Genomic DNA, 16,161 nt, shown 5'->3' on the forward strand with positions numbered 1-16,161 from the left:
ATCAGCTTGCAGATGGTTAAAGGTAAATTGGGGGGAGTCGCTGGACAATATGCGTTTTAGGGAGTGAATATAAATTGTCCAATTCCCCTCTCCTTTTGGTAAGGCCAAGGAGGAATTATTATTGATAGTCACTTGCGCGGTAAAAGCACCTTCGCGCCCAAAATTACTGACTGTACCAAAGCGCAATTCCGCGTTTTGGGCAAACACCCTTAAATCCGCAGATGAAAGCGACCCCGCGCACACCTGACCCGCAATAAGAACAAGCCCTGCAACTGATAAATATTTTTTCCACATAGTGCTAATACCTCTACCACATCAAACCCTGGGGTTTGATTAACAATAAAAATGACTGCCTCACAGAGGCAGTCTGTAACGAATCAATAGACTTCCAACTCAAACAGCGAGAAGCCCCAGGCTGGCAATGCTTTCGCTGTGCCGTTGATGCGGACATAACGCCCCGTGCCACTTAGGCCGGTTTGGTCATTGATCAGCGCTGTATTTCCCGTAACTGAACGCAGTGTTGTCCAGTTATTGCCATTAGTAGAAATCTGGATTTGATAAGCCGTTGCGTAAGCTGCTTCCCAGGTTAATTTCACCCGGGTAATGCTGTATGAAGCACCCAGATCAACCTGAATCCACTGTGAGCCGGAATAAGCACTTGCCCAACGGGTTGTGGTGGTATTGCCGTCAACTACTTTTGCCGGTTCATAACCCGCTGCGATAAATGAAGATGCCGTAACCGATTTATTCAGCGCGCGATTTGTTCCAGAACCACCGCAGCTACCGCCTATGCTTAAGCTCGCATTGGTTGAGGTAAAACTGGTGGGATTATTTGCATCGTAACTAATAACCCGCGCCGCATAATTACCCACATCTGCTGCGCTGATGTTAGATACAGTAAGTGATGCTGTACGTGCGCCAGCAATGTTTCCACCATCAATCAAGCACTTGCCATTTTTCATCCAGCAATAACTTTTGTTGGTAGCAGAACTCGCGACAGTAAAAGTGCGCGACTGACCAGCGCAGGCAGTTTGATTGGTGGGATTGCTGGTAATGTGATTGGGTTTAGCAGCGTAAATAGCGGGAAAATGATTGTATAAAAACCAATTGGAACCCACGACTTGAAGATTATTTTTCCAGGTGGCATTGAGTGCGTTGTAGCCGGTAATCCAACTTTTAAACGCTTTATCATTCGGGTTGGTTGCTAACCAGTTGCCCATAAAATAGGTTTCGGCATCGTCAGTCGTTGTTGGGCCTTCATTGGAAAAAATAGGCGCTATGTTCACTTTGCGGCTGGCACCGGCGAGGTACTGCAAACGCTCTATACCGTAATTAATAATTTCGGTATCGGTCTGGCGATAAAAATGTACCAATACACGATCAGCTGCATCACCCAAGCGCGCACCTTCTGTAGCAGTGATCCAGCCAATATAAATTTCAGTGGTTAAGTTATTGGCAGTACCTAGATTTTTAAAATAATTGAGCACATTGATGGTTTCATCAAATTCAGCAGCACGGTTAGTTGTAGAACGCCAAAATTCACGCTCCACATTGAGCACATCAATTCGCTCGTTAAATGCATGGCTATTGTTGTAATCAACAATATTGTTGCCAAATTGTGATTCTGCTAATGCTGCCCCCACTTGCTGCACACCATACTGGGTTTTTGCACGGGAAATCAGCGATGCCAATTGTGTTGCACGGGTAGAATTGGCAACCAATCCTTGCAAGTCATACATGATTAAATAATTGATGCCGTTGTCGCGCGCAAATTTGAGCAAGGTATTTTCAGCTGCGGTATCACCCAATACGCCAGCGATTCTGGAGGTTGAATCAAGCTTTACATACATCGCATTAATTTCTGCGCACCCGCCACCGACATAGGTATTACAGGTTTGTTGTGCACTAACTAAATAACAAAAAATAGATGATGCGATAAGTAACGATAGAAATTTAAAAATACCAAGGTTGAATAATTTTTTCATATAACACCTTTATCGGATAACAAACATTATTGTGTGATTAACGCTATCTACAGCAAAGATGTGGTCCATTACGCAGTACATCCTGTTGAACACAAATGTCAGGCAAAAGGGGAAAAAGGCCCGGCCGAAGCCGGGCAAACGGGAGTCACAACTAAAGGACAATGAAATAAGAACGACAAAAACCTAGAGCTTGGCGCGAATACCAAAAGTGTATAAAGCACCGGTATCCTCAAAACCGATAAATTGGTTTTTGTAACGCCCGTATTTGTTGACGGTTTCGCCGGTGACGTTACTGCCTTCAACAAACACCGTAATCTTGTCGGTGAAATCGTAACTTGCACTGACATCAACCGCGCCATAGGCATCGTAGTGAACAGGTTCACTGCTTGGCCCGTTAGATACACGGCCGAGGAATTCGGTGCGGTAGTTATAGGCAACACGCAATTGCAGGCCATCTTTATCGTAAAAAACCGTTGCGTTTCCGGTGTCACTAATACCTGGCAACGCAAATCGTTGGATTGCACCAGCAGCACTTAGTGATGCATCGCTGTTCACAAATGTGTAGTTACCGGATAAACCAAATCCATTTTCAAACACATGAGTCCAGTTAAGTTCAGCACCTTCAATAGTGGCCGATTCACCGTTTTGCGGACGCGTAACGGTAAAGGTTTTCCACGCTGGATCTTCAACGTCAACAATTGTCTCCAAGGTTTCCGGCAAACTCATGGTCACAATAAAATCGTCGATATCTTTTTCGTACAACGCGACAGCAAACATGTTGGCATCGCCGTAGTAGTACTCAAATGACAAGTCCAGGTTTTGTGAAACAAAAGGCTTGAGGTTTGGGTTGTTACCGCGCGCCGTGCGGACTGAAGTAGTCGTCGTCTGATATGACGTGTATGGAGCTAACGCTGTCAATGTTGGGCGAGTCAATGTCTCGCTAAATGCAGCGCGAATAAAAAAATCATCGGTAACTTCAAGGCGCGCATTGAGTGATGGCAACCAGTTGTCGTAATCATTTTTCATCGCAACCGCAGTGCCGGCTTCATCCGCAAATTGTTGCACCAACCAGGGTGATGGTGGTCTACCCGGCTCAGCAGCTTCACGCTCAAGGCCTATCAATACTTGCGTAGTACCTGATGATGTCAATGCCGTATCGGTGTAACGCACACCACCGGACAAACGCAACGGCATGGCAAAAATATCTGTATCAGCAGAAGCTTCTAAATAGAAAGAGGTAACGTCTTCTTCAATAGTGGAGGAATCGTTGGATTTAACGGCATCCCAACTATTTCCATTAGCAATGAAGGCTTCTTTGGATGCAATACCCGCCGGTGTATTGGCGCGCGTACGACCGTCAATGTTTTCTGCCATCCAATTGCGATAGGCAACCGGATCAATCATATAAACATCGCCGTTTAATCCGCCAAATACATTGCCCGGTTTTAAAACGCCTTTAATAACTGCATCTGTATCCATGACTTGCTGGGTTGCAAGACCGTGATACATACGACGAATCAAATCGGGTGTGCCCCAATATTCAGTTATTTTTTCTGCAACACTATTATTCGCACCAAATTTCACTTGCGAGAGAAATGAATCTGTTGGCGCCCATTCGAAATCCAATTTGAATTCGTGGTTTTTGGCTTTGTTGTAAACACCATCATTCGAATTAATACGCGCGCGCAAATCTTTCATATTGGCGCTGCCCATTTCCGGTGTTATGGCTGCGGGATTAGCGTACTCAAGGGTTGGAATACCACCATTGGAGGTCATGATGTATCCAGGTCGATCCAAAAATTCAACGATGTACAAACGATCCAGGCCACGGTTATCGAGAATCGCATCAGACATGGAAATATCAGCGATCATTTTCCATTCGTCAGAAATATCCCAAGCCGCATTCAAACCGCCAACGTTGGATTCTGTCGGGCGCTCGGTGGTCGTCAACAAATGTGCATAGCCGGTTATGTTGTAACCAGCATCGTAACCATGATTGATTACATTGTAGAAACCGTTTTGATCGACCTGATTGAGAGGCGATAAAGTCGGTGCCCACATGTAAGAGCCGGTGGAATATTTTGAAGTAGAGGTGTCGTACTTCGAGTGGATAATATCGGCGGTCAGTACGAGATTATCGGCCGCTTGTAATTGCAATACTAAATTACCGCCAATACGCTCGCGCGTTTCGTTGGTAATGCCCGCATACAAACTTTGGATACGATAAGTGTCTTCTTCCAAATCATCACCTGAGTAGGCGTACCCGCCTCCCCAACCTAGTGAGGGCTCGATGAACTCCAAGAAAGGCTCTTCGGTAGTTTTGGAAATATGTTCGTTCTCAACGGTATATTTCGCGCTGGAACGCTCTTGATAAGTGAGCGATGCAAGCACACCCAATTTTTCATCGTTAAACGTGTTACTGACAATAAATGATGCCTGTGGGCTGGTGTCTTCGCTGTTTTCTTCATACATACCTTTGATGCTGCCCGCAGCGTGGAAGCCATCAAAGTCAAAAGGACGTGCGGTGATAATATTGATAGTACCGCCCAAACCGCCCTCTTTCAGGCCAGCATTGGATGTTTTGAAGACATCAACCGTGCGCACCAATTCAGAAGCAAGGGTATCGAAACTGAATGCACGGTCTTCGTTTTCAGTCGCCGGTGAGCGACCATTGATCAACACTGCACTGAAATCCGGCCCCAGACCGCGGATGCTGACGAAGCGGCCTTCACCGCCCGCGCGATCAATCGCCACACCGGGAATACGCTGCAATGAATCGGCGATGTTGTTGTCGGGGAACTTACCCAGATCTTCAGCAGTAATGCTGTCACTCACCAATTCTGAATTGCGTTTTTTATCGATACTGCGCCCCAGGCTCGCTGCAATACCTGTGACCACGACTTCTTCCAGGTTTTCATCGACAGTTGTATCTGCTGCCTGAGCACTCCCCAGTGCCAGTGTCGAGGTCATGGCTGCAACCACTGCCATCGACATTCTTGATTTTATGAACATAACAGCGTCCTCCTCGGACCTTTTTCTCGTTGGTTATCTCTCATTGGCTGCGTGGTCTTGTTGCTTGAGCGATCAACCTGACACTGGGTCTCTCCTCCCAGTGTAGGCTGGCTTATCTCCAGTGCAGCCATAATTACCCAACGGAAAATAGGTAGTCGCTTCACTTTGGCGCTACACGCAAAATGCTCCGGCTCAGTTTTGACGGAAAAGCGACCCACTTTTAATTGTTTGATTTATATAAGGTTTTTAAAAAAATCTACAGGGCATATATAAAGGAGGAGGAAATTTTTTAGCAGAACAAACTAAAAGAAGGGAATTAAAAGCGGGTTGGATCAATAAAAATCCCCGTGCTACCAAAGGTCGCACCTGAATCAGTGACTAACTACAGGCTCAGAATCCAACTCGACAATATTATTACCGGCTACCTCATTAACGTATTGGTGTTTAATGATGTTGACGATTCGTTGCGCCGCTTGGCCGTCTCCAAAAATATCCGACCACACACTATCTGTACCCGATTGTGAAACAGCAGAAGTCTTCCGGTACTCAAAAAACTCATTCAAATGGAGGATTAAATCTGATGGGGCAGTCCCAACCAACCTGGTACTGGCTCGCACCAATGATTCAGGCCTGTCACTTTTATCACGCACAATAAACAGTGGCTTACCAATCACTTCTGCCTCCTCCTGTACACCACCAGAGTCGGTAATCACTAATTCAGCCTTCATAAGTAACCAGATAAAAAACCGGTAATCTTGTGGTGGAATTAAATAGACATTGGCAACATCACCTAAAATTTTTCTTGCTGGCTCATTAATCGCCGGGTTCAAATGCACAGGAAACACAAAAGTCCAATCCTGATTGGCTTTAGCCACCTGACGTATTCCCTTACAAAGGGAGCAAAATTTTTCGCCGCTGGATTCACGCCTGTGTAAGGTTATCAATACCAGCGGGCGCGCTACCTCGCAGGATGCCATTCCGGTTTGTTGCTGCAACTGAGATTTGAAGGAGCTCTCGGGAAGTTGTTCAATTTGTTGGCTCACCACAGCCAATGCATCAACAATGGTATTGCCGGTAATATAAATCGAATCAGCCGCAATATTTTCTGCAAGCAAATGTGAACGCGCACGTGCGGTTGGTACAAAGTGTAAACTCGCAATTCGCGCAACCATTTGTCGATGCGCCTCTTCCGGAAAAGGGGCGCGCAAATTTTCTGTACGCAGACCTGCTTCTATATGCAATACAGGAACTTGATGGTAAAACGCCGCTAGTGCTCCTGCCAGGCAGCTGGAGGTATCGCCATGCACCAATACAAGATCTGGCTTTAGTCTGGCGATAATCTTATCCAAGCCGTCCAACATGCGCGCCTGGGATTGCGACAGGGATTGATTGACAGGCTCATTCTCAAGTTGCTCATCGACCTTAACATCAAACAACTCTAAAACCTGGGTTAGCATATGGCGATGCTGATACGTTACACAAACTTTAGCGTCTATATCTTTATCGCTGTTGAGCGCACGAATAACAGGAACAAGCTTTATCGCCTCTGGCCGGGTTCCAAACACCGTCAGTATTTTTATTTTCATACATAGTCCCAGACGTTCACGGTTAGTATTCCCGACATCATGATAATGTTGCTTCTATTGAAAAAAACGCAGCATTGTCCGAGCTGCCCTGGCCATAATTCCACCATTCTCCACAAATGCCAAAACCGGATGTGATCAGCATATTTTTTAGCTCTTCAGGTCGATAAGGGCGAATACGGCTTTCAGTGTTGATAACCCGTTTAAACGTTCGAGTTGCAGAATATTCCTCATAACGTCTTTTAATCACATTGATGGATCCTTCCGGTGTTATTTGCTTGAAGCGTTTGAGTTGCCCGCCCGAGGGCAAGGGCCGCACATAATCTAACGTCCAATCAGTTGGCAAAACCGCAAGCTCTTTGGGTACAAAGATATCCAGCAGCACGCGTCCATTTACTTGCAAAATGGATTTTAACGATTGGATAAAAGCCATCACTTCACTCGGATCGGTTAGATAATTAATGCTCGAAAAGCCAAAAAAAATGTAATCAAATTTTTGCTGTAACGCCAATGATCTCGCATCCATGACAACAAGCTGAATGTTAGAAGCCATTGCTCGCGATTGCTGTAATTTCTGTTGGAACATAAGCAGCATAGGCAAAGAAGCATCTATGCCCACTAACCTGTTGCAGACCTTACTGACAGGGATTCCTATACGGCCAGTGCCGCTACCAATTTCCAAAACGGAGTCTTTGCCCATCGTTCGATCGATATAAAAACCGATGTCATCAAAACGCATGTTGAGCGCCATATCCTGATCAAAAATAGACGCAATTAGATCGTAATTGCTATATACCGACGACTTCATTGTTACTTACCTGTCTGTTGTCATGGCTGGTAACTGTTGCCATCCCTGTTAACTGTTGATAGACAGCTAACTGCTGATTAGCGCGTGCACCCCAGTAAAACTGCTGCAATTTGGTGACATCCGGATTTTCCTCAGCAGCGCGCAAAATATCATTTTCCAAATACCGCTGGATCAAATCAAGAAACTCAACCCAATTTTCCGCAACCTTTAAATTAGTAAACTCATAACTCTCCAGACCACGTGCAGCATCGCGAGTCGATATACAAATCCTGCCACTGGCCAATGCCTCGATAGTTTTTAAACAAGAACCACGTATTCCCTGAAGCGGATTAATTACTATCGTAGACGAATTCAAATATTCATTAACCCGGGGAGTTGTATCTACCAATTCAATGCCAGGTTGTTGAAAAACAGAATGCGCCTCGACAAAAGCCATTGAATTATCTAGCCCAGCCAATATCTGCAATGTAATATCAGGGTATTTTTCGCGCAGTGGTTGCCATAAGTTTTTAATGAATAATTCCATTGCTTCACGATTAGGGCCATAACGGAAAGGACCGACAAAAACCAATCGTTTACCGTATGACACTGAAACCGGGTGAAACTTTTGTGGGTCAACACCATTCTCAATACAATGATTAACGACGGGAAGCAGCTGAGAGTCATCCTTGCTCACAGTAAAGATAGCATCATATCCGGCAAGCGCTTTTAGTAAACGCGAATCGGCTATTTCAGCGTCCTCACCAAGGCCTATATTCACATCGTGCAAAGTAATTGCCCATCGTATATTTTTTTTGCGAATATCTATCAGCTCACATAATTCTTCGTGTTCAATTTGAATAACGTGCGGACATACCCGCGCAACCGCATCGAGGATTAATTTTCGCAAGGGTTCACGTGCATGGGTTTTCATGCGCGCACTGCGCGAACCAGTTGTTTCTGGTCTAGGAGTTTTAAGTAGACTGACGCGAACAAAAGGAACCGTATTCAGCCATGATATACCTTCGTATTCTTTTCCCTCATCAGAAATTAGCCAGATATTAAAATAGTTGGAGAGTTCCCGATAAAGGTTGTGTTGACGAATTGCTGCGCCATGAGCTTTCGGATAAAGCGCAAAAGGAATAACCAATAACAACCAGGGTAAATGTGGTTTACCACAAGGCATTAACGAAAAATTTTTATCACGAACCAATTCCTCTGTATTTACATTCACATTTACAGTTCCAGCCCCAATTTCAATACAAGCCAATAATAAATCTACCAGGGTTTTTCCATTTACACAGCCAGAATCACGCAGTTTTCTTCCCAGCCAAAATGGGTGAACACCTCGAAAACCAAATCTGAGATAAAAAATCCATTTATTGCGCGCAAAAATGCGATTCACCTGTTCCGGCGTATAAAAACGACCAACTGTGGCTCGGTGTAAATGCCACACCTTAGCTGAAGGTACAAATAAATTACGATAATTTTCTAATGTAGCCCTCCTCCCCCAATCAACATCCTCCCAATAAAAGGGATCATAACTATGGGCTAGCTTAATATAACGATTGAGCAAACTTTTTCTGAAAAGCGATGCGCCCCCACCGGAATAAAAATGTTCTACTACTGCGGTAGAATCCACATCCTTATCAAATAAATGTACTTCGTCGCGCTCAATACGAATCCCGGTTAACCCTGTCTCTTCGCGTCGACGGGTTTGGTCCTCAAAAAAAATTTGACTGGCGATCGAGAAAATATCACCTGCACGATATGACATTAATTCCTGCAAGCAATCAGGTTCAAGGCGCATATCATTATTCAACAGGAACACCCACTCGAATATCGACTTTTGCAAACCTAACTGCACAGCGCTGGAAAAACCAAGTGGTTCCGCAACAAAAACCCAGTCTATTACAGGGAATGCTTCACTTAACTGCTGATACCGCTCCTCTGGGGCACCATTCACAACGACTATTATTTGGCAAGGCTCCTGAATTTTTTCCATCGCTTGCGCCAAGGATTCTAAACAGGTTTTTAAAATTACGGGGTTATCACGTTCAGGGATAATGACTGAAATCCCGGGCGTCATTACACCAGTAATTTGCCGTGCAGCCTTTTGCCGGTGCGAGTTTGTATTTATGCATGCTCCGATTCCGGACGCAGCCCGGCATAGCCAATAAAAAGAAAGGCCTACCGAATAGCTAAGACAGTAAGAAACACGTGTTTTTATAGACATTTTATTTCCGACAGTAAAAAACCTAATTGTCGCGCATCTGTGCCTGTGCTTTGTTGTTGCGGCGTAAAAACATGAGAGACATTAAAATCGATAATAATTAATTGCTCTAACCCCTGGGGGAGAAGGATGTCTAATTTGAACGGGAGATGTTTTTCGCTTGAGTTTTTTACCTTGTGTTCAGCACCGGCCAAACTTACCTTTAGCACATTTACATCAGCCTTCTTTGATGCTGGCAACATCCCGGCAATAACCAGATGCGTAGCATTAAGAGGCCTTGCCAACACCACCCGTGCATCATTCGTCGATGACCATACATGATGCGATTCCGCAAAGTGCCAGCCTATTAACAATTGTTGTTGGCATTCATCTGGACGAAAATAGGATTTTACATCCATAGCAGTGTCAGATAAGTAGGCAAGTTTATATATACAATTACGACATTTTTCATCCATCCCAGCCGCATAGTTGCGACGAAACACCTGATAAGATTCACCATGCCAAATACTATGCAAATCTGAATTATTTAAATTACCCAAGGGAATTTGATCACGCACTTCGCAACCGACCAAATCACCATTTGCTAAAACATGCACAGTGTCCCAAGGATTTTGCTCACAGGAAAAAATTTTAGCGCCTTCAGGCAAGAGCGAAGGATAAGCAATTGGATAGGCACCCAAGCATGGAGTGTGTTCCAGCTCTTTATTGGAGACATTCAAATCAATACAGGGATATGCAGCTTCCAGATCGCCCAATGCTTGGGATAGAGATAAACGAAAGTGGCTCGTCAAATTTCCTGCAATCAATTCCTGTGAAAAAGTTTCGGGAATATCATCCCGTCGAATAACAGGATGAATATCAATTTGCCGAACACCTGAATCATTTGCCAGAGCCACCACGAATGGAAGCTCTTTCAGGTTGCGCTCCATGGCCACAAAAGCAAAGTCGATCAGAGGTAAATGAGAGTTGTAGGTTTTTTTAAAGGACTGCAAGAGCGCCAGATTTTCGCGCAGGCTTGTAACAGTCGAATGGCCGTAAATCTGTTGATATACTGGTTCACTCAATGCATGGATCGAGATCGTCAAACGATCCAGTTTTTCCTTTACCAACGACTCGATAACCCTGGGTTTAGCTGAGCCAAGCACGGTCACTAATTCAACTCGCGCACCAGTTGCTTTGGCCAAGGCAATAGCCTCACTCAAGTACGGATAATGAATAGATTCACCTGAATAATTCAACCTTATCACCCTTGGATTTCGCATTTGGGCAATTAATTTTTTATAGAGTTGAAAATCCATATGCTCCCCTTTCCCGCGCAGAGCGGCGCGCGAACAAAACACGCAATCAAAGGGGCATTTCGAGGTAAGCTCAATCCAAAACTCTTGCGGTAAATATTGGGTTTTCAAAGCGGATATATCGGAAATTCGCGCCGTAAACGATGAAGGTGAAGTAAAACGAGCTACCAGTTTTTTTAAAATAGACATCTCATTTCCTTGATAGATAGCCCGTTACCTGTGAGACAAACACTCCGATAAAAATCGAGCGCTTGGCGGGCAAACAACACCGGCCATGTATTTTTATAAGTTACATTACAGGGAGGCAATGTAAAGTGAAGGCTGCCATCAGCATTTAAGGCTGAACATAATAATTGATAAAGCCTGTCCGCAATTGATGCATTAAAAAAAGGTTCACAACAGCTGAGGCGTAATAACTGTGCGATAACATCAACTCGACGAAAATCAATATCATCGTGCGCAGCTCCATCGACTGCACCCGCGAGGTTTTCAATCCACATTTTTCCCACATCCCAATTCACATCATTACGATCACCCAACAACAACACACCCTCAAGCGCATAGGCAATACTGTGGGGATTATGCGCTATGAAATTTCCTTGATTAAAATCGTGCAGTAAAGCCGCTTGAACCGGCGCGATTTTTTCAAGCAAGATCGAACTGTTCCAGGTAACAGCCGCCCGTTTCAATGCGGCAACGACTTTAAGCTGGTAGGCTCCGGAACGTGTAGACCATCGATCTGGTGCCCCCTCAGGGCGCCCGGCAAACCAACGCACCGGGTTTAACTTGTATCCATCCCAAAAACCATCAATGTAATTAAGCAATGTGGGCACAGGCCATGAAGTGGTATCAATATAAAGGGATATATCTGCAACACCACGCACTAACATTGCAAGATCAAAGATAAATAATCCCTGATTGCGCCAATCTGCCTGTGATTGCAATACCCTATTCAGATATAAACGTGTGGCCGGCGGAGAAGATTTACTCCATATCTGTTGCTGATAACCAAGTACTTTTTGTGCTTTTTCAGCTAAATATTCACCGTCACCATCCGAGTGAATACGGTACGCAAGGTAAGAAAAGTAGTAGCCGGAAATTTCAGGATAGGTATACAACGCATAACCTGATTCATCAATACTTCCAGCGATAGCACCATCTGAAAATACCGTGGAACTTGTTAGCCAACGATCCAGTTTCGCAATTTGCCTATTTATTTCTTCCACTCTTTCAGGGATTACTTCATACAACTGCATATTTCAACCTGATTATTCTTTCCCTATATACCAATCATCACGATAGGTCTTAACCATATCAGGATACAACACCGTCATCACCGTTGCGATAAGCCCGTTTACAAAACCTTCGGGAAAGGTCATCAACACAAAAACAATGAAATGCTCTTGAGTAGTTGCGAACTGAACATCACTACCTGTAACTGCAAATAACAACATGGCAGCAAGGCCGAGCCAGATACAACTTAGCATTGCACCAAAAAATCCAACTCCCCAAAAATAGGTAAACGGATTTTTAAATTTCCAGCGGTCCACCAACCAAAGTACACACCAGGCCCAACCCACCGGAACCGCGACGCTTAAACAAAAATCGACCGGCAAGGTGCTCAAATCAAATTGCGCGACGGCGACATCCCAATCCAGCGTGAGCGCATGCAGCGGTACTTGATAGATCTCCAGCGCAACCAATGCCATGGCTCCGATTAAGATCGCAAGGCTCCAGCCAAACACCATGGTGGTGACTGTCATTAATAAGGGATGAATTGCCAAGGTATCGCGCACAGATACTTGCAGCAGCCACAGCAGCGCCAGCGCAAGTATGGTGGCAAATAATGCATGTTGGCGTACTTGGCTAGTGAGCACCTGATGCCAGGGAGCATGGCGGACTGCCAACAATAATATCGGGAGGGTGATGCAGATGGTTAGCCAGAAAAGCAGCGAATTGGGTGCGAGTAAGAGATTCATATAGGACACAAATACGCATCCAACTCGCGAATAGTTGGATGCGTGCTGTAATTAGACCTTCGCCTCAACAAACCCCTGCCCTTGTAAAACGCTGCGAATTTTTTCGGCTGTTTGTTTTAATACCTCGCCATCGGCATTTTTTGCAAACGCGAAACTTAAATCATCCATTGAGTCCATGGGCACCAAGTGAATATGGGTGTGGGGAACCTCAAGGCCTGCGATCATAAAACCAACGCGGGTAGCGGGATAAGCCACTTTCAACGCGTTGGCGATGTTGTGGCTCACTTGCATTAAGTGTGACGCGAGATCCAATGGCAAATCGCTCCACTGATCAATCTCGGCGCGTGGGATCACTAACACATGGCCCTGGCGTATAGGTTGGATGGTCAGGATGGCGACGGCCTTGTCATCTTTCCAGACAAAATTGCCGGGGATTTTTCCTTCCATAATCATTGTAAAAACACTTGCCATGAGAAACTCCTAAAACGATTTATTAATAAACGGCAACGCCACGCCGCAGCAATTCCCGCGCGAGTATTTCATCTACCTGATGAATATTTTCATCGCGAAACTCGACGTAAGCAACTCTGTGTTTTTTGTAGGCCTGATTTTTTTCCAATTCGCCGCTGATCACCGCAGCACGGTTGCTTTCCAAACCGAGTTCATCGGCCCAACACTCGATACAAAGCTCAGCATCAGGCAAATAAAAATCCGCAACCGCAGAATCCAGACCCCACAACAGAGAATAATCGCGTGCATGGATAACACGGGTCAGGTACAGCCAATTATCGATGCGGCGCTGCACTGCGTTATTCACACTGTGACCATCTAGTGTTGGATGACCAGCTAAGCCTTCATCGCCAGTAATTTGCAAGAGCGAGGCGATAAGCTCGGGTTCATCCAGAATTGTTTCCGGCCAGGTTACAAAAGGGATGCCGGAGTCAGCTTCCTGTTGCTGCCCGCCTATCTTCTTGCCTTTGGCGGTTATCAGCCAGCCGCGAATATGTTTCTTGATCAACCCTTTCTCGGCGAGCAACAAATTAACGAGGCGCGCGGGAATATCCCATTTATGGGCAAGATTGGTCGCACTCAAAGGAGCTTCCGGTAGGAGCTTTAATAGCGGATGCTGCTGGATCGATTCTGGCCACGCAATCTACTCACCGTATTTAGCATCATTAACGTAGACCCCACCCTCAAACTTACCCTTTTCGGTTAGCTGCCAATGGTTGTCCACTTTCACAATCCAGCCGCCCGAGGTGAGCAGAATAAACAGTTCTTTGCTCTCCTTATTAATCAGGCGGGCAAGCGCGGTGGTAGAGATATGTCGTTCAGCCATAACATTCAGCCATAAAAGGGAATCTTTATTGAGGATAGAAGTGTAAACCCAGCCCCTCGCGCCGAACAGTCCGTTTCGCCAAGGGCGCTCACTTATGCAATTTTGTGCGCGATATTGCGCCGGCTTAGCACTAATTTGCGACGGGATTCAAATTTAACTGGCCTTGAAAGCCGCAAGCCTCTATACTCCGCGCACTTTCAGTAACCCCTCTCTTGATCGTGAATGTCTTGCCATGGGGTAAATGCTGAACAGACTGGATGTCTGAGGGCTGCCCGACCATTTGTTATATTTTTAGACACTTGGTAGATATTTACGCTGATCGATTCTGTTTTTCAAATCTCTTCAGCCTGCCCCATAGTATGCAATCGGTTATACGAATCGGAGTTTGTGGATTGCATAAACGTCTGCTTTGCAGATGACGCGGGAATTCGTTGATTAAATCGCCTTTTACGACTGCACTTGTGCCCTGACTCCTTGAGTTAATTTCACACGCAGCCGAACCTTGTATGTAGTTCATACGCTTAGCGATCAATCATCGCCCCCCACTTTATTGTGTTTGCCCATTCACTGTTGCCCTTCTTTATATCGGGCGATGCTTTTCGCAAACACCCATTAAAAAACTAATAAGAATCAAACCGTAAAAAAGTACAGATGCAGCGCTTCGCTGTTGTCTCGTGATTTTTTGCGTGCGATTTTTATGTTTAAACACAGGTTATTACATGTCTGAACCCATTATGTTTTCCGATTTAGCCCTCTCTGAACCCGTTATGCGCGCCATCCAAAAAGTTGGCTACGAGCAACCATCACCCATTCAAGCAGCTGCAATTCCCGTATTGCTTGCGGGTGGCGATATTCTCGGCATGGCACAGACCGGCACCGGTAAAACGGCGGCATTTGCATTGCCATTGTTGTCTCGCATTGACACCAAGCAAGCAGATCCACAAATTTTGGTATTGGCACCGACACGCGAACTCGCGATTCAGGTTGCAGAAGCTTTCCAAAAATACGCCAGTGAAATTCCTGGTTTCCATGTGCTGCCGATTTACGGCGGCCAGGATATGACGAGCCAACTGCGCTCATTAAAACGCGGTGCCCACGTAGTTGTAGGTACTCCAGGTCGCGTAATGGATCACTTGCGTCGCGGCAGTTTGAATCTCAATAATTTAAAAGCACTGGTACTCGATGAAGCCGACGAAATGTTGCGTATGGGTTTTATCGATGACGTTGAATGGATTTTGGAACACACCCCAAAAACTCGCCAGACCGCACTTTTCTCAGCCACCATGCCGAAAGAAATTCGTCATGTTTGCAACAATTATTTGAACAACGCCACCGAAATTAAAATCGCCAGCAGCCAATCAACCGATGCCAATATTGAACAGGTTTATTGGATGGTGAGTGGCACCAACAAACTCGATGCACTCACCCGCATTCTGGAAGTTGAACCTTTCGACGGTATGATTATTTTTGTGCGCACCAAAACTGCCACTGTTGAACTCGCCGAAAAATTGGAAGCACGTGGTTACTCTGCCTCTGCACTCAATGGCGATATGAACCAACAATTGCGCGAGCGCACCATTGAGCGTTTGAAAACCAACAAACTCGATATCGTTATCGCCACCGACGTTGCCGCGCGCGGTATTGACGTTGAGCGTGTAAGCCACGTGGTGAACTACGATATTCCGTACGATAGCGAAGCCTATGTTCACCGTATTGGTCGTACTGGCCGTGCCGGTCGTAGCGGTAAAGCAATTTTGTTTGTAGCGCCACGTGAAAAACGTTTGCTCTACACCATCGAGAAAGCGACTAAAAAGCCTATTACCTTGATGGAATTGCCGAGCGGCGCCACTGTTACCAAACATCGTATCGACCAATTTACCCAGCAGATCACCGACACCTTGCAAGCGCAAGCTGACCTGAGTTTCTTTAACGATTTGTTGGCTGAATACAG

The 16,161-nt window shown here is 45.4% G+C and carries 13 protein-coding genes; 1 reads left to right on the plus strand and 12 read right to left on the minus strand.

Translation table 11 applies throughout. From position 1 onward, the window contains the following. The 12 genes from ACWA6V_RS05535 to ACWA6V_RS05590 form a co-directional block, all read right to left on the minus strand. The coding region (locus ACWA6V_RS05535; RefSeq protein ID WP_449521547.1) for a carbohydate-binding domain-containing protein at positions 1-207 on the minus strand (207 nt) is incomplete at its 3' end. A gap of 170 nt (positions 208-377) precedes the next feature. Beyond that, positions 378-1,985 carry a discoidin domain-containing protein gene (locus ACWA6V_RS05540; protein ID WP_449521548.1) on the minus strand — a complete coding sequence of 536 codons (1,608 nt, stop codon included), beginning with the start codon at positions 1,983-1,985 and terminating at the stop codon, positions 378-380. A 183-nt stretch (positions 1,986-2,168) separates the two neighbouring features. After that, on the minus strand, positions 2,169-4,997 hold the full coding sequence (locus tag ACWA6V_RS05545; RefSeq protein ID WP_449521549.1) for a TonB-dependent receptor: 2,829 nt from the start codon (positions 4,995-4,997) through the stop codon (positions 2,169-2,171). A gap of 371 nt (positions 4,998-5,368) precedes the next feature. After that, entirely contained in the window at positions 5,369-6,583 is a 1,215-nt protein-coding gene (gene wecB, locus ACWA6V_RS05550; RefSeq protein ID WP_449521550.1) for a non-hydrolyzing UDP-N-acetylglucosamine 2-epimerase, read from the minus strand. A gap of 37 nt (positions 6,584-6,620) precedes the next feature. Next, the gene (locus ACWA6V_RS05555) at positions 6,621-7,319 is read right to left on the minus strand and encodes a class I SAM-dependent methyltransferase (protein ID WP_449521551.1); all 699 of its coding nucleotides are present in this window, start codon (positions 7,317-7,319) and stop codon (positions 6,621-6,623) included. 49 nt (positions 7,320-7,368) lie between these two features. Further along, a complete protein-coding gene (locus ACWA6V_RS05560) occupies positions 7,369-9,603 on the minus strand; it encodes a glycosyltransferase (RefSeq protein WP_449521552.1) in 2,235 nt (744 codons plus the stop codon). After that, positions 9,594-11,084: a radical SAM protein gene (locus ACWA6V_RS05565; RefSeq protein ID WP_449521553.1), complete on the minus strand. Its 1,491-nt coding sequence runs from the start codon at positions 11,082-11,084 to the stop codon at positions 9,594-9,596. The genes ACWA6V_RS05560 and ACWA6V_RS05565 overlap by 10 nt, the downstream gene beginning before the upstream one ends. Then, on the minus strand, positions 11,072-12,151 hold the full coding sequence (locus ACWA6V_RS05570; protein ID WP_449521554.1) for a hypothetical protein: 1,080 nt from the start codon (positions 12,149-12,151) through the stop codon (positions 11,072-11,074). The genes ACWA6V_RS05565 and ACWA6V_RS05570 overlap by 13 nt, the downstream gene beginning before the upstream one ends. 12 nt (positions 12,152-12,163) lie before the next feature. Then, entirely contained in the window at positions 12,164-12,874 is a 711-nt protein-coding gene (locus ACWA6V_RS05575) for a hypothetical protein (RefSeq protein WP_449521555.1), read from the minus strand. Between the two features lie 51 nt (positions 12,875-12,925). Further along, the gene (locus ACWA6V_RS05580; RefSeq protein ID WP_449521556.1) at positions 12,926-13,345 is read right to left on the minus strand and encodes an HIT family protein; all 420 of its coding nucleotides are present in this window, start codon (positions 13,343-13,345) and stop codon (positions 12,926-12,928) included. A 22-nt stretch (positions 13,346-13,367) separates the two neighbouring features. Further along, positions 13,368-13,967 carry a 4-alpha-glucanotransferase gene (locus tag ACWA6V_RS05585; protein WP_449521557.1) on the minus strand — a complete coding sequence of 200 codons (600 nt, stop codon included), beginning with the start codon at positions 13,965-13,967 and terminating at the stop codon, positions 13,368-13,370. Between the two features lie 60 nt (positions 13,968-14,027). Continuing rightward, on the minus strand, positions 14,028-14,210 hold the full coding sequence (locus tag ACWA6V_RS05590; protein ID WP_449521558.1) for a hypothetical protein: 183 nt from the start codon (positions 14,208-14,210) through the stop codon (positions 14,028-14,030). Positions 14,211-14,929: 719 nt separating this feature from the next. Here ACWA6V_RS05590 and ACWA6V_RS05595 point away from each other — a divergent pair. Further along, the coding region (locus ACWA6V_RS05595; RefSeq protein WP_449521559.1) for a DEAD/DEAH box helicase at positions 14,930-16,161 on the plus strand (1,232 nt) is incomplete at its 3' end.

The organism is Cellvibrio sp., from assembly GCF_053579595.1.